The organism is Mesotoga sp. Brook.08.105.5.1 (genome assembly GCF_002752635.1).
GTDB lineage: Bacteria > Thermotogota > Thermotogae > Petrotogales > Kosmotogaceae > Mesotoga.
In genome coordinates this window covers 45,242-70,061 of record NZ_AYTW01000031.1, presented here as the reverse complement: position 1 = coordinate 70,061, position 24,820 = coordinate 45,242, and the positions used below count along the sequence as shown (strand labels likewise).

19 protein-coding genes are annotated in these 24,820 nt (G+C 46.6%); 9 read left to right on the top strand and 10 right to left on the bottom strand.

Annotation, left to right across the window (positions count from 1 at the left end):
• Window positions 1-1,056 precede the first annotated feature (1,056 nt).
• The 9 genes from V512_RS10550 to V512_RS10510 all read left to right on the top strand — a co-directional run bounded on the left by V512_RS10550 (window position 1,057) and on the right by V512_RS10510 (window position 13,825).
• A complete protein-coding gene (locus V512_RS10550) occupies window positions 1,057-2,286 on the top strand; it encodes an extracellular solute-binding protein (protein ID WP_099830426.1) in 1,230 nt (409 codons plus the stop codon).
• A gap of 45 nt (window positions 2,287-2,331) precedes the next feature.
• Window positions 2,332-3,243, top strand: a complete 912-nt coding sequence (locus tag V512_RS10545; RefSeq protein ID WP_099830425.1) for a sugar ABC transporter permease — start codon at window positions 2,332-2,334, stop codon at window positions 3,241-3,243.
• A gap of 4 nt (window positions 3,244-3,247) precedes the next feature.
• Window positions 3,248-4,126 (top strand): carbohydrate ABC transporter permease, encoded by an 879-nt coding sequence (locus V512_RS10540; protein WP_099830424.1) that lies wholly within the window; start codon window positions 3,248-3,250, stop codon window positions 4,124-4,126.
• A 128-nt stretch (window positions 4,127-4,254) separates the two neighbouring features.
• Window positions 4,255-5,547: an endo-1,4-beta-xylanase gene (locus tag V512_RS10535; RefSeq protein ID WP_243392385.1), complete on the top strand. Its 1,293-nt coding sequence runs from the start codon at window positions 4,255-4,257 to the stop codon at window positions 5,545-5,547.
• A 14-nt stretch (window positions 5,548-5,561) separates the two neighbouring features.
• The gene (locus V512_RS10530; protein WP_099830422.1) at window positions 5,562-7,508 is read left to right on the top strand and encodes an alpha-L-arabinofuranosidase C-terminal domain-containing protein; all 1,947 of its coding nucleotides are present in this window, start codon (window positions 5,562-5,564) and stop codon (window positions 7,506-7,508) included.
• 33 nt (window positions 7,509-7,541) lie between these two features.
• The gene (locus tag V512_RS10525) at window positions 7,542-9,026 is read left to right on the top strand and encodes an alpha-L-arabinofuranosidase C-terminal domain-containing protein (RefSeq protein WP_099830421.1); all 1,485 of its coding nucleotides are present in this window, start codon (window positions 7,542-7,544) and stop codon (window positions 9,024-9,026) included.
• A 334-nt stretch (window positions 9,027-9,360) separates the two neighbouring features.
• Entirely contained in the window at window positions 9,361-10,884 is a 1,524-nt protein-coding gene (locus V512_RS10520; protein WP_099830420.1) for an FGGY-family carbohydrate kinase, read from the top strand.
• Window positions 10,885-11,535: 651 nt separating this feature from the next.
• The gene (gene araA / locus V512_RS10515) at window positions 11,536-13,068 is read left to right on the top strand and encodes an L-arabinose isomerase (protein ID WP_099830419.1); all 1,533 of its coding nucleotides are present in this window, start codon (window positions 11,536-11,538) and stop codon (window positions 13,066-13,068) included.
• Window positions 13,069-13,123: 55 nt separating this feature from the next.
• On the top strand, window positions 13,124-13,825 hold the full coding sequence (locus V512_RS10510; protein ID WP_099830418.1) for an L-ribulose-5-phosphate 4-epimerase: 702 nt from the start codon (window positions 13,124-13,126) through the stop codon (window positions 13,823-13,825).
• A 99-nt stretch (window positions 13,826-13,924) separates the two neighbouring features.
• On the opposite strand, the gene V512_RS10505 is transcribed toward V512_RS10510, so the two are convergent.
• From V512_RS10505 to pfkA, 10 genes are all read right to left on the bottom strand, one after another.
• Window positions 13,925-14,533, bottom strand: coding sequence for a metal-dependent hydrolase (locus tag V512_RS10505; RefSeq protein ID WP_243392384.1), 609 nt, complete (start codon window positions 14,531-14,533; stop codon window positions 13,925-13,927).
• Entirely contained in the window at window positions 14,520-15,032 is a 513-nt protein-coding gene (locus V512_RS10500; RefSeq protein ID WP_099830416.1) for a hypothetical protein, read from the bottom strand. Before V512_RS10500 ends, V512_RS10505 begins: the two co-directional genes overlap by 14 nt.
• 11 nt (window positions 15,033-15,043) lie before the next feature.
• Complete coding sequence (locus V512_RS10495) at window positions 15,044-15,913, bottom strand: DUF4895 domain-containing protein (protein WP_099830415.1); 870 nt, start codon at window positions 15,911-15,913, stop codon at window positions 15,044-15,046.
• Window positions 15,910-17,103 (bottom strand): VWA-like domain-containing protein, encoded by a 1,194-nt coding sequence (locus V512_RS10490; RefSeq protein ID WP_099830414.1) that lies wholly within the window; start codon window positions 17,101-17,103, stop codon window positions 15,910-15,912. Before V512_RS10490 ends, V512_RS10495 begins: the two co-directional genes overlap by 4 nt.
• Window positions 17,093-18,190: a MoxR family ATPase gene (locus V512_RS10485; protein WP_099830413.1), complete on the bottom strand. Its 1,098-nt coding sequence runs from the start codon at window positions 18,188-18,190 to the stop codon at window positions 17,093-17,095. The genes V512_RS10490 and V512_RS10485 overlap by 11 nt, the downstream gene beginning before the upstream one ends.
• Window positions 18,191-18,213: 23 nt before the next feature.
• On the bottom strand, window positions 18,214-19,845 hold the full coding sequence (locus tag V512_RS10480; protein ID WP_099830430.1) for a hypothetical protein: 1,632 nt from the start codon (window positions 19,843-19,845) through the stop codon (window positions 18,214-18,216).
• Window positions 19,846-20,206: 361 nt separating this feature from the next.
• Window positions 20,207-21,829, bottom strand: coding sequence for a chaperonin GroEL (groL, locus tag V512_RS10475; protein WP_099830412.1), 1,623 nt, complete (start codon window positions 21,827-21,829; stop codon window positions 20,207-20,209).
• Between the two features lie 13 nt (window positions 21,830-21,842).
• The gene (groES, locus tag V512_RS10470) at window positions 21,843-22,112 is read right to left on the bottom strand and encodes a co-chaperone GroES (protein WP_099830411.1); all 270 of its coding nucleotides are present in this window, start codon (window positions 22,110-22,112) and stop codon (window positions 21,843-21,845) included.
• Between the two features lie 206 nt (window positions 22,113-22,318).
• On the bottom strand, window positions 22,319-23,737 hold the full coding sequence (gene pyk, locus V512_RS10465; RefSeq protein ID WP_099830410.1) for a pyruvate kinase: 1,419 nt from the start codon (window positions 23,735-23,737) through the stop codon (window positions 22,319-22,321).
• A 14-nt stretch (window positions 23,738-23,751) separates the two neighbouring features.
• Window positions 23,752-24,711, bottom strand: a complete 960-nt coding sequence (gene pfkA / locus V512_RS10460; RefSeq protein WP_180977904.1) for a 6-phosphofructokinase — start codon at window positions 24,709-24,711, stop codon at window positions 23,752-23,754.
• Window positions 24,712-24,820: the final 109 nt, after the last annotated feature.

The following is a 24,820-nucleotide window of genomic DNA, read 5'->3' as shown; positions in this document are numbered from 1 at the left end:
CACAATCTTTTTTACATACTCTCAGACGCGGTTCCTAACCAAGAACCTGGACGCGAAGCATAGGAACCTAGAACCCTTCTTTCCGCTCTCACGCGCGGAGGACGTTGAACCCTTGACGGACCAAGTGGTTTTATCAGTATATAGAGGGTCTTTCGAAGAATGGATCTTTCTTAGTCGTGACGTCATTTGACTCTTTTGGTTCAAACTTGGCACGGTGAGTAGCCCAGGGGGATTTCACCCCCAACCATCCGGGGACGTAACGCTGGCTTCGCCAGGAGGGAGAACCTTTCTAGGGGCAGGACGTTAGGTTGCATGAACTAACTCAATTGGTCATCCTGACGTGCTCTTGGTCAGGATCTGGTCTTTGATCTTATCGGAGGACGGGTCCATGATCTGGGACGAAGGACTAAGGACGACTCTTCACAGCGTTAAGCGTTGAGCGAATCAAAATGATGCTGAACGACCGGCTTACTGAACCCACGACTCCAAAGAAATATTCAGCTCGACACAGGCAATCTCTCTTTCCTTTTCGAATTCTCTGCTCTATATATGTACGGACATTACTTCATGAAAACACGAAAGAAATCGAAGAGAACCGATCTTTTCGGTGTTCGAGCAACGAATGAGAAAGATATCGGGCGAAGTCAGGCTCTGATCATCGCAGAATGTCTATAATTCAATTTGGTGAGCCATTCGATGTTTTGCTAGAATATGATCGTAAATTGATTCTTCTCTTAACATCATCGATTTTTTTGGCTTTGGAGCATTCGGAACAGACTTTTTTGCGGAAGTGATTTGTGAGGAACTTTCTGTTTTGCAACTAGGTACGTACATATAAATGTTTTCCGATCAGCATTCGTCTAAGCCTTGACTCTCGAATCCAACTCATACCAAACACTCATTCACGGAAGATATATCTTAATTGTTTAGAGGTCTGACAGATTGAAACAATCCACTCTTTTGGGGGGTGATATGACAAGCTAAAGAGTGAACACCTGACTGCGATCTGTTCTTTTTCGACTATCAAACGTTTACCTTTATTAGGAGGTGAAACAAATGAGAAAGTTGATGTTTCTGGCACTTGCGCTGGTTGTCGCTGTTAGCTTCTCTTTCGGTGTTACTATTACGATGATGACGCCGCTTACCGGAGCTGACGGCGCTTACATGGATGAGATTGTTGCGAGGTTCAATGCCGAACATCCGGATATTGAAGTCGTCCATGTTGTGGTAGAGTCTTCTCTTGATATGAAGAACAAGCTCTCGATGGGTATTGCATCCAAGACTGCCCCAGAGATCATGTTCATCAGGAAATTCGACATGCCTCTCTATCTGGAACACTTCAAGGGCTTCACAGCGGAAGAATGGCTTAACAAGTATGGAATTGACACTGACGACATCTTCCCGGGTGTTCTCGACGGACTTGTAGTAGATGGTAAAATCGTCGGTATTCCAATGGACATATGGCTGTTCTACATGGCCTACAACAGAGGAAACTTCGCAAAGGTCGGTCTCGATCCTGACAACCCGCCGAAGACAAGAGAAGAGTTTATTTCCGCAATGGAAGCTTTAATTCCCATTACACCTCCAGGACTTACTCCATACTACGAAAACCCTGCCTGGACATGGATCTGGTTCCACCTTCTCTGGCAGCACGGGGGAGAAGTGTTGACAGACGACTTTAAGGAGCCGGCATTCGAGAAAGCCGGAATCGAAGTCTGCAAGCTGATGCTCGAGATGCAGGACAAGGGTATTCTTCCCATGCAGGTAGCCGACCCAGGCGTGTCCTTCCAGTCCGGGGAGAGTACAGTATTGATAACCGGTATCTGGACCATTAAGCCCTGGATGGAACAGCTGGGTGAGGATTTCGGTTATGCGGTAGCTCCTCAGTTAGGCAACACCAAGGCCGTATTTGGAGGTTCTCACGTACTGGCAATGCCAAGAGTCATGGTCGAAGATCCTAAGACACTTGAAGCCGCGACAACATTCATCAAGTATCTATGGGACCACGCGATTGATTGGTACGAAGCGGGACAGACTCCTGCAAGAAAATCACTCGCCGAGAGTCAGGAGTTGAAAGAGAGACTGCCTCACATTTACGCAGTATCTCAGGATTCCGAATACGTAAGACAGTTCCAGATGTTCCCGCTGATATCGGAAATCGAGGCCGAAATAGCAGTCTACCTTGAGGAAATATTGGTGCTGCACTCGATATCTCCGGAAGCTGGTATGAAGGAAGCTTCGTTCGCCGTTCAGGAAATTCTTGACGACTACTGGTCAAGAAACTAATCGCAGATAAGTAATCGCTTTACTTGGTGAAGGGAGGAGGAGTAATTGACACAATCACATTCAAAATCACCTAAACGATTCCGCAGGGAGATAGGATCGTGGTTGTTCCTTCTCCCTCACCTATTCTTCTTCGCTCTATTTGTTGTGGTTCCACTGGTTTTCGGTCTCGTAATTAGTTTCTTCAACTGGAGTCTTCTCAAGGATAACGTGTTTGTCGGTTTTGACAACTACATTCGAACGTGGAATGATTCAAGATTTTGGCCCACGGTTCAGCACACAGTGCTTTTTGCGATAATCAGTGTTCCACTCACGATAATCGTTGCCATTATCTTTGCACACATTCTCAAGAAGAAGAGGTTTGGCCAACTATGGCTTCTAATTGCATTTGTTTCACCGGCATTCTTTGGTTCTGTAGGTATTCTTAGTTCATGGAAGTGGATCTTCGCTTCTTTTCCTTCTGGATTAGCAAATTACTATCTCAACAAGGTTGGCGCGATAAACAACGCGGTTTCATGGTTTGGCAGCACATCAGTTGCTTGGGGAGTGATTATCCTGGTAACTGTATGGTGGATTGTGGGGTTCAGCATTTTGCTTTACTTGGGAGCCCTGCAGAGAATTCCCCCCGAACAATACGAATCGGCAAAACTAGATGGCGCAGGCCCGTGGAAAAGATTCTTATATATCACTTTGCCCTGGATCAAGAGCGTGCTATTTTTCGACGTTGTTCGACAAGCCATACTGGCCTTTGGACTCTTTGATCAGGCTTACATTCTCTCCGGTGGGGGGCCGGCCGGAACTACACGTACTCTGGTTTATTACCTATACCTTGTTGGATTTGAGAGACAGGATTTCGGAAGAGCCGCAGCGATTTCCTGGTATATATTTGCGATCGTACTGATTTTTGCTGTGATTCAACTTGTACTGGTCACCAAATCGATACGATCGACGGAGGGGTGAGATAATGGCTTCTACAGTTGCGAAAAACAAGAAAAAGCTCAGCAAACGAGTGACTGCAGCGATTATTACTGTTTTTCTCTGGGCCTTTGCAGCTTTCTGGTTTGCGCCAATTTTCTGGATGTTGTCAACTTCAATGAAGTCAACCACACTTGCTGTGATTGAAACTCCCCCGCAATGGATACCCAATAACCCAACACTCGAGAACTACAAAATAATCTTTGCACCCTCGGGAGGCCTTTCGCTAATAAAGGCGACATTAAATAGCGTGATTGTCGCTGTGAGCACAACTCTGGCTACTCTAATGCTTTCAGTCCCCGCGGCGTACGCGTTGTCTCGACTGAGGTTCAGGGGAAGAATGTTCATCTTCTGGATGTATGTTGCGGTCCTGGCCTTTCCAGCAGTGCTGTTTCTGATACCCCACTTCTTCATAATTAACGGAATGGGATTAACAAATTCCTATCTCGCTCTGATCTTACCAGGCCTTGGAGGAACGTTTGGCGTCTTCCTCTTGAGGCAATATATGCTAGATATTCCCAAAGAGCTGGAGGACGCGGCCTGGATAGACGGCTGCTCCAAGTTCAGGTTCCTAATAAGCATAGTGATTCCTTATATTAAGCCGGCAATGTTAGTGCTTTCATTAATGACCTTTTTGGGTTCGTGGAATAGTTTCCTTTGGCCACTGCTCATTCTAAGCAAAGCAGATAAGTTCACACTACCTATTGCACTAATAAGGTTTAGCGCGGGATGGGGAGACCCGTATAGAGGTATTGGGCCTATGATGGCAGGAGCTTTCTTCTCTGTCGCCCCATCTCTGATAATTTTCATCGCATTCCACAGATACTTGATGAAGGGAATCTCCCTGGGATCTCTTGGAAAGGAGTAGATGCCATGTCTAAAATACTGAAGTCTTTTCGGAAAATAGGAGAAGAAGAGTCAGCAATGACCCCAAGGACTTGTCTTCTGTTGATCTTGGGCTTGCTTGTTTGCAGTCTATCTTTTGGAGGTAGTGTCTTGCCTATCGATATTGATGTAAGCACTTTCGAAGAAAGGATAGAGACGGACAGAAAAGTACAGGTTGAGATAGAGATCGTAGATAGAGACGGAGAAGAATTAGACAGCATTTCGGTGTCCGCTAAACAACTTTCACATGAGTTCTACTTCGGAAATGCTCCCGAATACCTGCTTTACGCTTACGCTCAAACCAGTTACAACCGCGGAAGGAGATTCGGGATCAGACCACTGCCCGAGGAAGATCTCGAGGAATATAAGCGTTTGTATCTTGAGCTCTTCAACTTCGCCACTCTTCCCTCCTTCTATTGGGCAGACTATGAGTCCACAGAAGGAAGAATTCGGTTGGCCGAGGCCTCTAAGAAGATCGCCCAATGGCTGGGTGAAAACGAAGTCCCGGTTAAGGGTCATACACTTGTTTGGGGGAATCCGCCGAGCGTAGGTGTGCCCGCCTGGGTAGAAGTGAAAGGAAAGCTCGGTCAATGGGCAGAAGTACGGGAATATCTCTTTTCGAGAGTTGTTAGGGAAGTCGAAGAGTTCAAGGATCTCATTCAATACTGGGATGTCGTTAATGAGCCTATTGTTCAACCCTGGTTCGACTCGATAGGTTCGGATTATATTGCCGAGTCGTTTAGAATAGTTAAGGAAACCGACCCCGACGCCATTACAGTTCTAAACGAATACGGGGTGTTGGTGAATGAGCGGACCAGGCGAGCCTTCATTTCAAGAGCCCGGCAACTCATAAATGAAGGAATTCCCATAGATGTGATTGGAGCCGAAGCGCACATTTTCACTGCTCAGGATCTACTTGGTCAGCTGCGATCCTTGGAAAGCATATATCTTGCAATTGACGAGTTGGCTCAGCTGGGAAAACCTATTCATATATCGGAGTTTCAGATTCCTCTTCCGGCCGTGATAGACGCTTTCGACGTCTCTATAAGTGAGGCCGAAGAGATACAGGCCGAGATCGCCAGGATATTCTACAAAGTCTTCTTCAGCCATCCGGCGGTCGAGGCAATAACGTACTGGAATTTCTACAGGGCATGGCAGTCAGGCAGCGGATTCCTGCGCGACGATCTCTCGATAAAACCGATCTTTGATGAGTTGAAGAAGCTTATACACGAAGAATGGAAAACCTCTGTCCGTCTCGAGACGGATATTTCGGGCAAAGTGGCTTTCAACGGTTTTGCCGGTAAGTATGAAGTCTCGGTGGAAAGCGGAGCGATGTCAGAGACATTCATTATTGACGTTAAGAAGGGCGAGAAGAATGAATTCACCCTTGTTCTCGGGCAATGAATGGGGTGCTCTAAATGAAAACAGCCGCCATTTTATATACCTTTGTTCTCATGATGGTTCTTATTCCGGAAACTCTTGTTGCGAATACAGGTCATGTGCTGACAATAGATCCCAGCAATCCCGGTCCCGAGATAAGTCCCTTCCTCTACGGCGTATTTTTCGAAGACATAAACCATGCAGTAGATGGCGGTCTATACGCTGAGTTGGTAAGAAATCGATCTTTCGAACACAAAGATCCTCTCGAAGGCTGGTTTGCAGTCTTTGAAACCGGTTGCCAGGCAACTTTCTCGGTTGACTCGGACCTGCCGCTTAATGAGAACAATCCCCATTACTTGACTTTTGATATTGAGTCCGAAAACAGATCAGTATCGCTTTCCAACAACGGTTACGACGGCATTCCTTTGAAGGAAGGAAAACGCTACGAGTTTTCCGCGTTCATTCGAGGCAATTCGGAATACAGCGGTGAAATAACAGTTCTACTAACGGATGAGAAGAGCAACAAAATCGTTGAAGCAAGCTTCGGGTCGGCTTTCGGCGGTGAATGGGAGAAGTATTCGGTCGAATTCGTAATTCCCGAAGACTGCAGCAATGGCAGGCTTTTACTTATATTGAGAGGGGCCGGCGAGGTCTGCCTGGACATGATTTCGCTTTTTCCTGAAGAGAACTGGAACGGCATGCGGGTAGATCTTCTAGAGATGCTCGAAGAGCTTAAGCCTGGCTTCATAAGGTTTCCGGGCGGCTGCCTCGTTGAAGGCGACAGCCTGGAGAACGCCTATCGCTGGAAGGATACAATCGGACCGGTAGAAGAGAGGAAGGCAAACTACAACCTCTGGGGCTATCACCAGTCATATGGCATCGGATTCTTCGAATACCTCCTCCTGTCGGAACGCCTTGATGCCGAGCCCATACCGATCTTCAACTCGGGCATGTCGTGTCAGGTTCGGGGAGCCGAGTACTGTCCGATAGATGAGATGGACCAATGGATTTCTAATGTTCTTGACTTCATAGAGTTTGCAAATGGGCCAAAGAATTCATTCTGGGGCTCGAAACGTGTCGAGCTTGGTCATCCCGAGCCCTTTAACGTCAAGTATATTGGTATAGGAAACGAGAATTGGGGCACGGAATATCATGATCGCTTCCCGATGTTCAGAGATGCTGTCAAAGCGAAGTATCCTGAAATCATCATTGTTTTCAGCGGCCCGCCTTCATATGAAGGAGCTTCATTCAACCGGGCGTGGAGATGGGCAAGAGAAAACGAAGTCGAAATTCTTGATGAGCACATGTATGCCGTTCCGGAATGGATGTTAAGGAACACAGATAGATACGACAAGTACGACAGATCCGGTCCAAAGGTCATGCTTGGAGAATACGCAGCCCACGCGGCCGGGACAAGGAACACCCTTCAAGCAGCAATGGCGGAAGCGGCTTTGATGACTGGCCTTGAACGAAATTCAGACGTCGTAATAATGGCGGCTTACGCGCCCCTATTCAACAGGCCGGGCTGGTCGCAGTGGACGCCGGACCTCATCTGGTTCGACAACACAAGAGTATATGGAACACCAAGTTATCATGTTCAGAAACTCTTCAATGAGAATCTCGGAGATGTAGTAATACCTTCTAAGCTTACCGACGAGAATCTCGAGGTTATCGGTTACTGGTTCAAGTCGCTGTACCACGTCTGCGAGTATGATCGTGAAACGGAGAACTTAATCATAAAGATTGTGAATCCTTGGCCCGAGGAGAAAGAGGTCAGAGTCGAAATTGGCGAGCCACTTGAGATCGAGGGGCAGGCAGAAGTCATTCTGATGACGTCCGACAGCGTCTTCGATGAAAATACTTTCCAGAACCCGAACAAGGTACTGCCCAAGAAATATGATCTATCGGGTCTATCAAACAAGTTTACTTTTACCTTTGCAGAAAATTCCATAACGATACTGAGATTGAAAGCAGTTGGCTTATAGAGTGATTATCTAATTTACTGGGGAGGGAATAAAGTGCAGACAGCTGTAAAAATCTGGCCTAGGAAGATCGGAAAGATTGACAATATGATCTACGGTCACTTCACAGAGCATCTAGGAAGATGCATTTACGACGGCATCTATAACGAGAAATCACCAAAATCAGATTCTAGGGGTTTCAGAAGGGACATCATGGACGCCGTGAAGAACATAAAATGTCCCATCTTAAGATGGCCTGGCGGAAACTTCGTGTCTGCCTACCACTGGCAAGACGGCATAGGCCCTCTCGAAAACCGCCCTCAACTTCTGAATTACATCTGGGGAGGTGTGGAGTCAAACAGATTTGGGACTGATGAATTCATAGAGTATTGTCGCGAAATAGATGCCGAGCCATATCTGGCCGTTAGTCTAGGAACGGCGACTCTAGACGAAGCAATGGCCTGGCTAGAATACTGCAATCTAGACACCCCGACGAAATTCGCTCGAATGAGAAGAGAAAATGGCCATCCAGAGCCCTACCATGTTAAGTACTGGGGAATAGGGAACGAAGTATACGGCCCCTGGCAGGTCGGCCATTGCAGTGCGGCCGAGTACGCAGAAAAACTCCGCCAGTACTCTCAGTTCATGAAGGGTGTGGATCCATCGATTAAAGTAATAGCAGTTGGAGCCGATAACCCCGACTGGGACATGACCGTGTTGAAACACGCGGGTCATCTGATAGACTACATCTCTATCCACCAGTACCATGGTTGCGACGACTACTTTGGGACCGTCGCATCTGTCTACTACTGTGAACAGAGGCTTAAGCTCCTGGAGGGGCTGATAAAACACCTGCGTCTGGATCACGTAAAGATCTCCTTTGATGAATGGAACATCTGGTACAAAATCAGCGCGGAAAGGGAAGGCGCCGAGAGAAAAATCGTGCTTCTGGAGGAACCCTACGCCTTGAAAGACGGTCTCTTTGCGGCAGGGATTTTCGCTGTGATGCATCGTATGGCTAATACAGTTCAGATGGCCAATCTTGCGCAAATGGTAAATGCGCTCGGTATGATAAAGACCAAGGGCGACGAAATGGTACTGACTCCCATCTATCATGCATTTGATCTATTTGTGAATCATACCGGAAGAACTGTCCTGGACATGGCGATTGGTTCTGAAACTTACGAAATAAGCTCTAAGACATTCGTCGAGGGCCGAAACAGCTTCAAGCTCAGCGAAGTTCCCTATGTTGATGGATCGGCCACCTATAACGAAGATAAGAATATTTTGAGCGTCGCCCTTATTAACTACTATCAGAAGGATGTAGAAGTCTCTCTCGATCTTTCGGGAATCGAAGTCCAGAAGAGGGCCGTCCAGCTTGTTCTGACGGGATCTGCTCCCGATGAAATGAATGATTTTGAAAATCCAGAGCGAATAAAACTTGGGAGCAAAGAGCTGACCTCCTGCTCTCCGGAAATGACTGTGAAGCTCGATCCGATGTCGGCAAATGTAATCGAGTTTTCTCTGGACGAAAAGCTATAACCCTTTGAAAAAGGATTACCTCCAGCACAAGTTAAGGCAATGAGAGTTTTCCGACCTGAGGAGAAGGCATTCTGGAGGTTTGAAGAGAAGGAATTTTCAATTGAGAATAGGACGGGACTCTGTATCGAAGATCAAGCTGGCCCTGATTCTAGCAGGAACTGATTTGTGGCCCGTAAATCTATCGTGTTGCCGGTATTCAAGTGAGTATAATGCCTGTCGTCCTGTGAGCATTTAAATGCAACAATGCCTGGAGTTCGACTCCGGCGAGTCCGGACTGGATGAGGTAAAATCGTGGTTAAGGCATAAAATCGACGAAATCTAGAAGGTGATGTGTATGTACTTAATCGGATGTGATATTGGTACCCAGGGAACAAAGAGTGTGATGGTGAATGAAAGAGGAGAGGTTCTAGTTGAAGCTCAGAGAGAATATGACGTCATTAAGCCCGGTTCAAACTGGGCTGAACAGTGGCCCGATGTTTGGGTTAAGGCAGCTTTCGAAACCATAAAAGAAGTGTCTGAGAAGTCGGGAGTCGAGAAGAAGGAAATAGCTGCACTGGCCATAAGCGGACTTTATGGAGGGTCGGGAATCCCTGTTGACAGGGGAATGAAGCCTCTGCACCCTTGTCTCATCTGGATGGACAGACGAGCGACATCGCAGACCTCCTGGGTGAAGGAAAACATATCAAAAGACAAGATCTTTTCGATCACAGGAAACTATGTGGATTCCTATTATGGATTCACGAAGATAATGTGGCTTAGAGACAACAGGCCGGATATCTGGAAAAAGATATATCAATTCGTGACACCAAAGGATTACATGATCTATCGGCTTACAGGTGAAAACGCGATTGATTACTCCTCGGCAGGTAATATTGGCGGAGTATTCGACATAAGAAAACTTACCTGGTCGAAAGAGATGTGTGAGGCCCTTGGTATACCCATTGAATACCTTCCTGAAAGAATCGTCAAGTCGAGTGATATCGTCGGCAGAGTAACTGCCGAAAGCTCAAAGCTGTGCGGCCTGCTCGAAGGAACTCCTGTGGTCTCAGGGGGGATAGATGCCCCGGTGGCTCAGCTTTCGGCCGGAGCGCTTGAAGAAGGCGAACACGTTGCAATGGTCGGAACCTCTACCTGCTGGGGTACCGTACATGACGGTAAGGATCTGCCGTTTGGTTTGGTGAGCTTCCCATATGTGGTAAACGACACTGAAAGAATCTACTCTTTTGGAGGCTCGGCGACTACCGGTGCGCTTGCCAAGTGGTTCAAGGAAGAGTTTGCCGACAGCGAAGAGTCTGTTGGACGAAGGACAGGCAGGTCTCCATATCAGCTCCTCGACATGGAAGTTGAAAAGATTCCTGCAGGAAGTGACGGAATCGTGGTACTTCCTTATTTCATGGGTGAAAGGTCGCCAATTTGGGATCCGTTTGCGAAGGGTGTATTCTTTGGAGTCACGCTCGTTCACACAAGAGCCCATATGTACAAGGCACTCATGGAAGGTGCTGCATACGCTCTCAGACATAATATAGAAAACGGGATTAAGGCAGGACTCAAGCTCGACGACGAATGTTTGATAGTTGGCGGAGTTGCGAAATCAACAGCCTGGAACAGGATTTTTGCAGATATAACCGGTTACAAAATGAGACAGGTATCCAGTCTAGTTGAAGCACCGTTTGGCGATGCCTTCCTTGCAGGGCTAGGTGTCGGATTGATAGACAAGCCGGAAAGAATAAAGGAGTGGGTGAAGTTCCGAGATCCTATAAGCCCAAATTCTGAAAACCAGAGGGTTTACGAGAAACAGTACTTGATTTTCCGAGAGCTCTACGAAAAAACGAAGGAGATAATGTGGAAGATGCACTAGGAACGGGTAAGTGGTTAGGGCCAAGAAGACAGGATGTTTAGCTGAGAATCCAGTCCCGAGACGAATTGCCGGACGGAGCATAAACAGCAAGTCATCGGTCTCATCGTGACTCTAGCCCGAACCTATGACCAAGTGTCAGTCTGACTGTTAATTGTCTGCTTTAGCTGACTGGTCAAGGTACTTTTGTCTTCCAGACTATTTCAAGAGAGTATGTCAATGGTTCAGTCGTGACTGGTATGTAATCCTGTCGGTTTCATAAAGTCCTCGATTTGTCTTCACCCACAAAGAGAGGGCACAAGATCAAGAGCTCCAGGAAATGATTCACGCTACATGGCCTGAGACACAGAATTAAGAACTGACTGTGATGGTGAAGAATCAGCGAAGCGACGGGAGAGATTTTGACTGCGAGGAATCACTTCCGGCTGGGAGCAGCCGGTAAAACGGCACTCCATGCTCTCCGGGGTCAGACAATCTGTTTTTGACTGGAAGCGGTGAGAGATACTCATGGTCAAAGATTAGATACACACTGAGATCCTGATCATTCAACAGCTCTCCTATGACCGATAGGATCGGCAAACAGAAAGAGCATAAGCTATAAATTATTCCTAGTCTGAAACCTGGACCTTTAACTGACATCAAACTTCTGGAAGAATGGTTGTTTTTCGAAAAGGAGGACTGATTACTATTACTAGAGACCTCGAGGTGTGGTTTATAACGGGAAGTCAGGAGCTTTATGGAAAGGAAGTACTGAAAAAGGTCGAAGAGAATTCGAAGAAACTAGTAGATGCACTCAACGATGCAATCTCAACTCCTGTAAAGATTGCCTGGAAACCGGTGTTGAAGGATGCAGATCAGATAAAGAAAGTAATTGATGAAGCTAACTCCAGCAAAACTTGCATAGGTTTGATAGCCTGGATGCACACGTTTTCACCCGCGAAGATGTGGATTGCCGGACTGAAATCACTTGAAAAGCCTTTCCTTCACTTCCATACTCAGTTCGAGCAGAAGATACCCTGGAATACCATCGATATGGACTACATGAACACAAACCAGTCTGCACATGGAGGAAGAGAATTCGGCTTCATCTCTGCAAGGCTTGAACTCAAGCGCAAAGTCATCGCAGGACACTGGAGTGACTCTAAGGTCATATCGAAGCTGGAAGACTGGATTAGGGCGGCGCTCGGCTGGAATGAAGCTCATACACTCAAGGTTGCAAGACTCGGCGATAACATGAGAGATGTTGCAGTTACTGAGGGAAACAAGGTCGACGCTCAGATTGACTTTGGTTATGAAGTTCATGGTTTCGCTGTTGGCGACTATATAGAGGGCTACTTCAAACAAGTCAAGAGAAGCGAAGCTGAGGAACTCGTGAATAGGTATCTGGAGGAATATCCCATCAAGAAGTCAACAGTCTCTGAAGAAGTCTTTCAGGCATCTATAAGGGAAGCCGCTAGAATCGAAATCGCACTCCGGAGGTTTCTGGAAAAGGGCGGATTCAAAGCATTCACAACCACTTTTCAGGACCTCCACGGGATGAGACAGCTTCCGGGAATTGCTGTACAGAGACTTATGAGAGATGGTTACGGATTCGGGGGTGAAGGTGACTGGAAGTCCGCGGCCCTTGTAAGAATTATGAAAGTGATGGCCGAAGGCATCGATATTGGAACCTCCTTCATCGAAGACTACATTTATCATTTCGAACCGGGGAACATAAAGGAACTGGGATCTCACATGTTAGAAGTTTGTGAATCCATAGCGGACGGCACACCTTCCCTTGAAGTGCATCCACTTTCAATTGGAGGGAAAGAACCTCCAGCGAGACTGGTATTCAATGCAAAGGAAGGCCCTGCAGTCCAGGCCTGCATAGTCGAGTTCGGAGACAGGTTCAGGATGATAGTCAATGAACTAGAGGTAGTGAAGCAGGACGAGGACATGCCGAAGCTCCCTGTTGCAAGGGCGTTATGGGTCCCAAAGCCAGATCTGGCAACAGCAGCGACCGCGTGGATACTTGCCGGCGGGGCGCACCATTCAAGTATGAGCTACACCGTTACTGCAGAACAGCTTGAAGACCTTAGTGACATGTTTGGAATTGAGATAGTAGTTATTGACGATAAGACTGATATCACAGAGTTAAAGAAGGAGCTTAGATACAACGAGGTATACTACAAATTGAAAAAGCTGTGATTTGCAGGTTCAAATCACTGAAAGTGCACGCTAATCTCTTGGTAGGGGGAAGCCTATGCTACGTGAACTAAAAGAGGAAGTCTACAGAGCGAATGTTACGCTCATTGAATCCGGACTGGTAAAACTCACGTGGGGAAACGCAAGCGGAATCTCCAGAAAGGAGCGTCTCGTAGTTATTAAGCCGAGCGGGGTAGACTATTCCGATCTTTCCCCCGACAGTATGGTTGTTGTAGATCTTGAAGGAAGAGTGGTCGAAGGAGAGCTGAGGCCTTCTTCCGACACTCCAACTCACGTCCTTCTTTACAGATGCTTCGGGCAAATCGGCGGCGTGGTCCATACCCACTCAACCTGGGCAACTTCGTGGGCACAGGCGGGAAAAAGCATTCCCTGCTTTGGGACGACTCACGCCGATCACTTCTACAATGAAGTACCTTGTACTAGATATCTGAACGCCGAAGAGACAGAGACTGATTACGAGTTGAACACAGGCAGGGTAATCGAAGAAGCTTTTTCCGAGAGAGATTACCTCGGAACCCCAGGCGTCCTCGTCGCCGGTCATGGGCCCTTCACATGGGGAAAGGATGTACTGGACGCAGTCAAGAACGGCATAATTCTTGAAGAGATAGCCAAGACGGCATGTCTTTCACTTCTAATAAACGCGGAAACAAGCATTCTTCCAAGATACATAATGGACAAACACTATTTCCGAAAGCATGGGAAAGACGCGTACTATGGACAAGACCCGAAAAACAAGTGAATAGTACAACCGTTAGGAACTTTGGAGTGATATCTCTTGTGAGTCTGTTTCATTGACTGGCTTTTTGGAAGAAGTCCCTTTTCGGACGCAGCATTAAGTTCATATACTATCCTTTTCATTTTGAGCGGCAGGTACTCTCCGGCCTCTTGCAAAGCCGTGGGCTCCATCGAGAATCAGATGAAGAAAGTAGCCGACAGAACCGGCAACACCGAGAAACAACACTTCTGTGTAGTTCATCTCGCCCCCAAGCAGTTCCGATCTTAGAAGCACCGTTGTCACGATGATCAGGCCATAGAGGAATCCTCCCCATAGTGAATGAAAGAAGCCTCTGTGACTGAGAAGATTTATCGCTTTTGAGACGATCACGCCCAGTCCAATAGAGAGAGAAAAGGAAATTGCAACAGCAAGAGACATAGAATTGAGCCAGGATAGAATAAAAGGCTGAATCTCTGGCGAAATCACCGAAGAGTAAAAGACGCAGGCAAAGAGACCAGCGATAAGCACTTCGAAGATTCTCTTTATTAAAGCGCTTTTTGAATCAATATCAGGTACATCGCTTCCCAACAAAAACAAGAGATATCCATAGCCTATCAGCCTGCTGTCTTGAAGAGGAGAGACATGCAAGAGCTCGATTGAAGTCAGTGAGAGAAAGATGAAGACAGGATAAGTCGCTATTCCCCAGTAAACATGCGTTCTAAAGTCCGGCATCGGCATCACTGCCAAATTTCGTTCCCTGACTCGAGACATCGACATACAGAAGCACGTCTTTCAGAGATATGCTCATACCACACTCTACTTCCTCCGGAACGGATTCACTCACATCCAGCGGATAGAGGGCCGTGCGGTCGCACAGAGAAAGGTTTACTCTGGAAAACCGCCTGTAGATTGCCGTTATTTCTTCTTCTTCGACATTCAGCCCAATGGTTGCCGTTATTCCAGACATGAAGAGGTATTCAAGCTCGTCGGGTTCGATCTTCATTGGCTCAGAGTAGAGTGTCCCCTCAACAGGTAAACAGAAGAGAATCAACTCTCGTGAAAGATTTAGAAAGGGTGTTCCTTCAAGCCTTTCATACATTCTATACTTATCGATTGTTTTTTCGTCTGCAAGTAAGACCTGTCCGGAGTATTCGATAAGATCCCCGGCCTTCAATCTCCGGATGTTCTTTATAGATATCGGATAAAACATCTTCAAAGTCTGTCTTGCCAAGATACACCACCCTATTCGTCAAGCGGAAAATCTCTGTGAATAAATTCCAGCATCTTGTCTACCGTCTCAGATATAAATTTCGAGTAGAACTTATAGAATTCCTCGAGCCTATCGTATACCGGCTTGGATTCAACCAGATCGATTTCGAAGACGGTTGAAACCGGTCTCGCTATTTTCATGTTAGGAGTGACGCTGGCGTTTCTCAGAACACCGCACTTCTTTGTGACTTCGATCCTGAATAACCTTGAAAGTTCCAAGATTATTGAATGGTCGATACTCTCGTTTATTTTGGGAGGACCAAAAGCAATCTTCAAGATATTCTGAAAGGGGAATATCAGGACCTCCCCGTCATCGAACTCTATCCATCTTCTATAGTTCTCTCTGCATATAGAAAAGAGGGCATCGTCAATCATTTCAGGCAGCCTGAAGTAGTCCTTTCCTCGGAGAGAATCCTTCAAAATCTCTTTACGAAGAAGTCTTTCATTGCCAAAATAAGCTAGGAAGTACAGCTTCAACGGACTCTGAAAGATCGCCCTATGGAATACCAGCTCAGCTCCCTCTTCGAAGACACCGGAGAAATCATCAACGATAGGCTCTTCCTCTTCGTTTGAGAATCTGTACAAGGCGCTGGCCGTCTCGAAAGGCGACGAATTGGAGAGTCCCACAAAGCCTCTGCCCTCACTGTCCACAAAAATTGAAAGAACCGGCGCATTCCCCTTCGAAGTTTGAACTACAAGCGTCATGAAATGACCGAAAGCATTGTCAAGTCTATCAGACCGCTCAACAACCAACTTCGCGTAAGATGGAAAATTGCTTTCGACGGTCTCGTAAACCGCCTTGAGCTTGTTTCTATAGCTTTCTGGACCGGCATAGTATGTCACTTAAGGAACACCACCGATGATCGTCCATAGATAGATTTTGCCTCCTGGGCGAACTCTGGATTGTGGCTCTTTGGAAGAACAAACAACGCCCTTCTCGAAATTGTAGGAAGATCGGTAAATCCATCCGTGAAAAGCAGTAGTCCTTCCGGTCTGAGTTTTTCCTGAGCGTAGTCAACGGCAGGCTGAAGATCGGTCTCCCCTCTACCCATTAACTTAAGATCTCTCCACATACCTTTTCCATACTTCATGACACTCTGCACAGTCTCGTCCACCTGCACCAGCCAGACCCGTGAGTCTGTGACTCTAGTAACCTCATCTATCTCACTGAAGAAGGCGTTGAACTCCTCTTCTATTATGCTCCCGCTAGTATCGACTACGACAACGAGTTTCGCTGCGTAATCGTTTCTCCAGCCGGGCTGATCATCATATCTTCTGTTAGGTCTCATAGGAGTTCGGTATCTGCCAACCTGCATCGATGAACCGAAGAACCGCCTAATCATGTTTCTCCAGTCAAGGATCGGGTTGTCAAGAACCAGTTTCATTACCGCCTCAAGACCCTCCGGCATCCCGTCCTTAGCCTTTTCCATAGTCTCTGAGATCACCTGTTTAAGAAGATCCTCAACGAACTCTTTCGGGAGTTCAAACCTTCCAAAATCCTCATGTGAATCGGGCCTGGATATGTTTGAGTCCAGAAGCTCAAGATCAATGGTCTTGTTTTTCTTCATGAAGTCAAGGCCCCAGTCGTGGTAGAACTCTGCCGTCATTCCTGGATGCTGCATCGGAGGCCCAACGAAGAATCTCTCATTATCGGTTCCACAGCCCTCCTGAAGAAGAGAATCCATAGGAAGACTGAAAGCGTCAAGCTCGCGTATGAACTGATTTACGGCGGCATCCATGGATAGATCCCAGAGCATCTTCTCTCTGGATTTGTTGACGGGTATCAGAATGTGTCCATTCACTATGTGAAGACACTCGTGCTTCAAAAGCGCCTTCGAAAATGTAAGTGGTTTGTTTCGAAGTGTATCCGGATTGTATAGAAGTTGAAATCTCCCCCTGGAGCTCACCCTCAATTTCATCGTCCTGACCGAAGGAGAGGGAATTCTGTCGATGAAGAGAAGCAGGAAATTGTAGAAGGGGCTGTCCTTGCCTAATTCGAAAACAGCCCTTTCCATCAACTCCTCATTTCTCATCCTTTTCGCTCCTCTGAAGGAATTTCAGAACATCATGGTCCATGGCAAGTTCTTCGAGAAGATTCTCGTAGAAGGCCCGTTTTAATCCCTTTTCCCCCTCGACCTGGTGAACAATATGTCTTATTACCGAAAAGAACGAGTCTTTCGGGATAACTCTGCCTATCCTTAGAAGGTTTTCCGAGATTACAGGTACATTCTGAAAGTATTCCTGAACCTGTAAATCATCTAGCTCAGAAAGATGCTTTGTGATACGGAGAATCGAGGCGCTAGTCCCCGAGATATCACCTTTAGAGAGTCTCGAAAGGATATTCTCATCCAGTTCGAGAAGCAGAGTTCGGGGAGAAGGAAGGAGCTCGCTGCCCTGAATCTTACTCATGAAAGTTCTGGCCGCTTCCGGTCCTACTATGCCAGCGGCGATTACATAGCCGAACTTTTCGATCTCCATGCTTGAAAGACCTGCGTATACTCTGCCCAATTTGTACCAGCTACGGGGGCTCGGTCTCAATTCCAGCCGCATCGAGACAACCGTGTCTCTTGAAAGAAACTCTGGATACTCACCTATGAAGTTGGTAACAGTCTCCGGCATCTTCTGGAGTTCTGCCCACTTAAGCCATTCTTCTGGATCGGGAGTCAGTTCTATGTGGAAGAATCGCGACATAAAGGCAGGATCCGTAATAAGTTCAACCTGATCATATTCCTCATCCGGCGGATTTGCCGCGGCCATTATCCAACAACCTTCGGGTAGAAAATGGTTGTGTATTCTTCTATCTATTAGAAGTTGCATAATTGCATTCCTGATTGATCTATGAGCCCTATTTATCTCATCTATCATGAGTATCACATTGCCTTCAGTCGGCCACCAATCGGGCCTCAAAAACAAGGTTCGTTCGCCGTCTCTCGACGGCATCCCGATAAGGTCACCTGGCTCCATCTGTGATATGACTAGGATTATCAACTCTCTGCCCGTCTCAGCTGCAATCTCCCTAGCAAGATCGGTCTTTCCTACCCCAAAGTGACCCCAAAGAAGCGGGATCTCCCCGGATTCCATGATCTTCCTGCTCAAGTGTTTTACGTCCTGAACCTTCAAGCCTATCCCTCCAAAATCCTCATTCAGACAAAATTATAGCACAGCGACTTTAACGATGCCCATGTAATGACTGCCCATAGAGCGAGTGGGAATACCAGCCCAAACAACCATGTGAATGGAGAGGCAACCGGAACATTGAGGAAACCAAGAAAGAGGCCGATATCTCCTGCAAGATAGAGGGTAAGTGGAAGGGTAGAAAAAACCGGCAACAGTGTGGAAAGTAAGAACGAGAGTATTGCACCCGGTAGGCTGAGCGCCTTGAAGACATTTCTTGTATCTTTGGTCCCGAAGCTCTTCTCAAGAAAGCCCCCGAACAATGAGAGCGTGAAAATCGTTGGAATCATTAGAATCAGGAAATTCATCATGAAAGCCCTATACTGAGATGCATTTGAAGACACATACAAACCGACAACCAGTATTATCAAAGAATATAGCGAGCTGACAACAATAGACTTTGAAAGCACAGATTTTATCCTTCTTATTGGAAACAACCATACGCCATCCCCAATCTGACGTTCAAAGGCAAATAGAGCCGTTGAAGAGACAGTTGTGTAGTTACTGAAAAGAAAGACTATAAGACCAAGGAGCTGCAGAACCCCGAAGCTGCTCAGAAGCGTAGGGTTAACAAACACTACTACAGGCACAAACAGTGAGGGATAGAGAAAGGCAAACGTCAGTTTAGGCTCCCTGACCAGCAGAAGGAGATCCTTAATAATCAAACCGAATAGTACGCTGTGTCTCCTAAACCTCTCTTTTGAATGAAGAGCTGCATTTCCTATTGGTCTTGTCATAAGCTTCTGAAGAACGGTTGGATAAACAAAGACTTCTAGGAAGCCAAGCAAAACAAACAAAACTGCCGAAGTAGTAACGAAAACAAGAAGATCCGTGGTCTCTCCGGTTATTGCCCTTACAAAGGGTGTCCAAGGTAGATATGGAGAGGTGATGACTCTCTGGAGACCTCCGAACTGATCGGCAACCTGATCCGGCCTTGCAAGATCTATAGTAGAGAAGTCCATGAAGCGCAACGTGAAAATGAAGACGAAGATAGTCACCATAGTCATCATGGCAGAGAGAGTCTTGAGAAACCGCCCCTTGGAAAGGAATACTATTCCAAAAGAGATAATTGCGGTTATCACCAGAGTGTCAAGCACAAATACAAACAACAAGACCAGGGCCATCCAGAATCTCCCTCCCGAATAGCCAAGCCCTCTCAGTGCAGCCATGAAGATCGGCGCAAATAGAAGTATGGGCAATCCTCCTGCAGCGAGAACCTCAAGCAGTTGTACATTCGCAACCGTAGACTTCTTAACCGGCAAGCTGAGCAGCATCTCAGCCCTATCGGAGAAGAAAAGATTCGAAACTACGATTGGAAGATCGCTACCCAGAAGTATAGAGAATATTATCGCGGAAAAAAAGGAGATGACTATTAGCTTCAGGTCGATTCCGGTAAGCTCTTTGAGCTGGTCGGATAAACCTGCAACTCTAGAGAAATTCGGAACAAGAAAGCCTCTCAGATAGAAAGTAATCGGAACACCTATAGCTATCACAATGATTACTGCAAGGAAAGTTGCAATAATCGCTCTCTTACCCTGCCTTGTCAGCATTCTGTAACCTTCTATAGTTCTCCACTTGAGTATAACTATGAAGTCTCTCATGTGTCTATTCTGCCACAAATTAGCCCGTGATTTCTTATAGCACATCCTAAAAAGCCTTCGGGTTTTGAGTCCAGGCAAATCCGCGTACATGCAAAGTGGTAGGAAGAACCACTCAATTCTATATGTAGGTCGCAGATGGAAGAAGACACTGCAAGTTCGAAGTTGTGAGTTCTGATGGTGAAACACCACATCCTGCTGAAGGATCGTGCGGGTTAACACTGTAGGCTCGGGTGTATATGCGCCGCGTTTGCTTGCGTAAAAGATCTATGCCAGTTAAGCTAGTCAAGATGAGTTCAGTCATTTTCAGAGTAACGACAGCAAAAAAGGGAGAGCAAGCTCTCCCTTCAAAGTGATTCTCTTATCAGTACTCGGGCATCTGTGGCATCGGAGCCTGAGGCTTTTCTTCGGGCTTCTCGGTCAGAGCCGCTTCGGTCGTTAGAAGGATTGCGGCAATAGAAGCTGCGTTCTGAAGAGCACTTCTTGTAACCTTTGCGGGATCAATGATACCGACCTTGAACATGTCTGTGTAAGTATCATTAAGAGCATCGTATCCAAACGCGTTATCATCGTTATGGAGTATCTTGTCGACAACTACTGCTCCGTCTAAACCGGCGTTCTCTACAATCTGCCTGATCGGAGTGTCGAGAGCCTTAAGAACTACCTTAACACCGATCTTGATATCAGGATTCTCTGTGCTATCGAAAAGCTCTTGAACGGATTTCTTGGCTCTTGCAAGAACAACTCCGCCTCCGGCTACGATTCCTTCCTCCACAGCTGCTCTAGTAGCGGAAAGGGCGTCCTCGATTCTGTGCTTCTTCTCCTTGAGTTCTGTTTCGGTTGCAGCGCCGACCTTGATCACTGCCACGCCGCCGGAAAGCTTTGCAAGCCTTTCCTGTAGAGTTTCTTTTTCGTATTCGGAAGTTGTCTGATCGATCTGAACTTTGATCTGACCGATTCTCTGCTTGATCTTTTCAGGATCTCCCTTTCCGTCAACGATTATGGTATCGTCCTTCTTAACCTTCACAACACCCGCGCTACCGAGATCGTTTATCGTTGCGTTTTCCAGAGTAAGCCCAACTTCTTCACTTATTACAGTGCCTCCAGTGAGAATGGCGATGTCCTGGAGCATTGCCTTTCTTCTATCCCCGAATCCAGGGGCCTTAACGGCTACTGAATCCAGTGTTCCTCTCAGTTTGTTCAGAACTAGAGTGGAAAGGGCTTCGCCTTCAATATCCTCGGCAATTATGACAAGCGGCTTTCCTGCCTGCGCGACCTTTTCCAGGATCGGAACAAGCGGTTTCACTGCCGATACTTTCTTGTCTGTGATAAGAATCAGAGGCTCTTTGATGATTGCTTCCATCTTCTCAGGATCGGAAACAAAGTACGGGGAGATGTAGCCTCTGTCAAACTGCATACCCTCGACGAATTCAACGTATGTTTCCAGAGTCTTTGAATCTTCTACCGTTATTACTCCATCCTGACCAACCTTGTCCATTGCTTCGGCTATAAGTTCGCCAATTTCAGTGTCATTGGCCGAGATAGCCGCAACGGAAGCGATATCTTCTCTTGAAGAAATCTTCTTGGAGAGAGATCTTATGTGAGAAACGGCAGTCTCGGTTGCTTTCTGGATTCCCTTCTTCATGAGAATAGGGTTGGCTCCGGCTGTAACGTTCTTCAAACCTTCCTTGATCATTGCATGAGCAAGAACTGTGGCTGTTGTGGTTCCGTCACCGGCAATATCATTTGTCTTGGAGGCTACTTCTTTTACGAGCTGCGCCCCAAGGTTTTCGAATTTATCTTCCAGTTCGATTTCCTTTGCAATCGATACACCATCATTGGTTATCGTTGGAGAACCCCAGCTCTTCTCGAGAACTACGTTTCTACCTTTCGGACCAAGCGTTATCCTAACTGCATCTGCTATAGCATCTACGCCTTTTTCAAGTGATCTTCGTGCTTCTTCGCTGTATTTCAGAATCTTAGCCATACTGATTCCTCCTTCAATCTTCGATCTTTGCCAGGATATCATCCTGATCGATGATTATGTAGTCTTCTTCATCGATCTTGATCTCCGTACCGGAATACTTGGAATAGAGGACCTTGTCGTTTTCCTTAAGGTCAATATCCTCGACTTTCTCACCAACTGCAATTACCTTCGCAGTCATCTGCTTTTCCTTCGCAGCGTCTGGAAGAACGATACCACCTGATGTCTTCTTCTCTTCCTCATAAGGCTTAATCAGTAATCTTGTACCAAGGGGAACTACCTTCATAAAAAGCCTCCTTTCGTATTGTATAGTTAGCACTCAAAGTAACAGTCTGCTAATAAATGATAAAACAACATTGTGATTTCTTCAAGGGCTTCCAGTGTTAAATGATCGTAAACATGAAAGATTAAGGGTGTTCGAGGGCGTTTATGCTCTTTTTCCCCAGGTTTTTCTGATTATCTTCGGCCCACTCTCGCCACTCGAGCTCACGGCTACGCAATCTCCAGTTTCAATATATTGGTAGAGTTACTAGTTCCAAAGGGAATGCCAGCGGTAAGAATTATCGTATCCCCGCTTTTCACAAGCTTAAGCTGTCTTGCAAGAGGCCCGGCAACTTCAACAAGATCGTCTGTAGAATTGCCAAGACCCATTAATACTGGATGAGCTCCCCAAACGAGGTTTAGCCTATAATACGTTGCTTCATTGGGAGTAACCGCAAGTATATGAGCCCTTGGCCTGAACCCCGAGACATTTCTTGCAGTGTGTCCAGAGAAAGTGGAGCTTACGATGACCTTCACCTTCAGCGCTTCGCTAATATCCCACGCTGCTCTGCAGATAGCATCTGTGTGATCGTCTGTTGAAACCTTTTCTCTTGTCCACCTCAGCAAACCGGGATCCTGCTTAAGATACCTTTCCGCTGATCTTGCCGTTAGATCCATAACTGTCACAGCTTCCAGAGGATATTTGCCAATCGAAGTCTCACCGGAAAGCATTATGGCATCAGTACCGTCAATGATCGCATTGGTAATATCCGTTGCCTCGGCCCTCGTTGGCGCTGGATTCTCTATCATAGATTCAAGCATCTGGGTTGCCGTTATCACGGGAATCCGCTTCTGATTGCCGACCCTAATGATCTTCTTCTGAGCGACCGGCACCTCCTCAACGGGTATCTCAACACCCAGATCGCCTCTTGCAACCATCATACCATCGGAAACTTCTGCTATCTTCTCAATGTTTTTCAGCGCCTGTTCCGTCTCTATCTTGGAGACTATAGGAATAGATCCTCCAAACTCCTCAACTACCTTCTTTGCGTGAAGAACGTCTTCTGGTCTCCTGACAAAGGATAGCGCAAAGTAGTCAACTTGTTCCTCGATTCCCAGTTCAATGAACCGCCTGTCTTTTTCTGTAATTGCCGGTATGCTTATGTCTATTCCCGGAAGGTTGATTCCTCTTCTGTGAGTTACAACTCCCCCACTCAAGATTCTTGTTCTAACTTCGGACTTTGTGACGGATAAAACCTTAAGCTTGATCTTTCCATCATCCATCATAATAAGATTCCCGGCCTTCACTTCCTCTGGGAGCTTATTGTAGTTAACACTTACAATCGTATCGTCTCCTTCAATGTCTTCAGTTGTAAGAACAAACTCGCCTCCCTTCGGGAGCTCCACATAAGGACTTCTGAAGACACCTGTTCTGATCTTTGGACCTGAAAGGTCCAGCAAGATCGTGAGCGGAGATCTCATTGATTGGCGAATCTCTTTCAATTTCCTGATTCTATCCTTGTGTTCAGTAATATTGCCATGAGTTGTATTCAGCCTGGCAACATCCATCCCTCTCTGTATGAGAGCCCTCAGCATTTCCGGAGTCTCAGTAACAGGTCCGATAGTGCAGACAATCTTCGTCTTTCTCAAAGCAGATCACCCCGTCAGGAGAGTATTTTCGCCATTTCAACCAGTTCCACATCCAACGTCCTTTTGTTGGAAAGAACTTCTTCGAGAGGTACAGCGGCGATTTTTCCGCTTTTCAATGCCATCATAAGGCCGCCTTCTTCCTTTTCGAGCACCTTAATGGAAGCGTATCCCATTCTCGAAGCGAGAACCCTGTCAAAAGCAGTCGGTGAACCGCCTCTCTGAATATGACCTAAGATGGTTATTCTCGTCTCGTACCCAATCCTGTGTTCTACATGTCTGGCAACAGTGTAGGCACTTGATGCACCTTCGGCAACTACAATGATGCAGTTGATCTTTCCTCTTTTCCTTTCTTTTAAAATCTTATCGGCTATTGATTCATAATCTACGGGAAGCTCCGGAACGATTATTGCTTCGGCTCCAACCGCAATACCCGAAGCAAGTGCCACATAACCGGAATTTCTCCCCATGACCTCTACTACAAAGGCTCTTTCATGCGAAGAAGCCGTGTCTTTGAGCTTCTGAATTGTTTCGACACAGGTATTCAAACACGTATCCACCCCGATACACATGTCTGTCATAGCAATGTCGTTATCTATTGTTCCCGGAATGCCGACAACTGGAATTCCGTTTTCTTCCATAAGCAGTTTTGCACCGGAAAGACTCCCCTCTCCTCCGATGACAATAAGAGCTTCAATGTGATTATTTCTCAGGACTTCGGCAGCCCTAGCTCTGCCTTCCTCGGTCTTGAACTCTTCGCATCGGGAACTCCTGAGGACCGTTCCACCTTTCTCCATTATTCCTCCGACCGAGGAGTAGTCCATATCGACGAACTCTTCATCAAGCAGACCAGAGTACCCTCTCCTAATTCCTACAACGGCTATTTCATCTGTCTGGGCAGTTCTTACAGCTGCCCTTATAGCTGCATTCATCCCTGGCGAATCCCCTCCACTGGTGAGGACCCCGACCTTCTTTATCATCATTATCCCTCCTAACGATGACTGCACTTAGCTAACCGACTACATTCTAGCACATTGCAATTCTAAAATCACCAGCTAGAAATGCGTCCAGAAGTTAACTTATCTA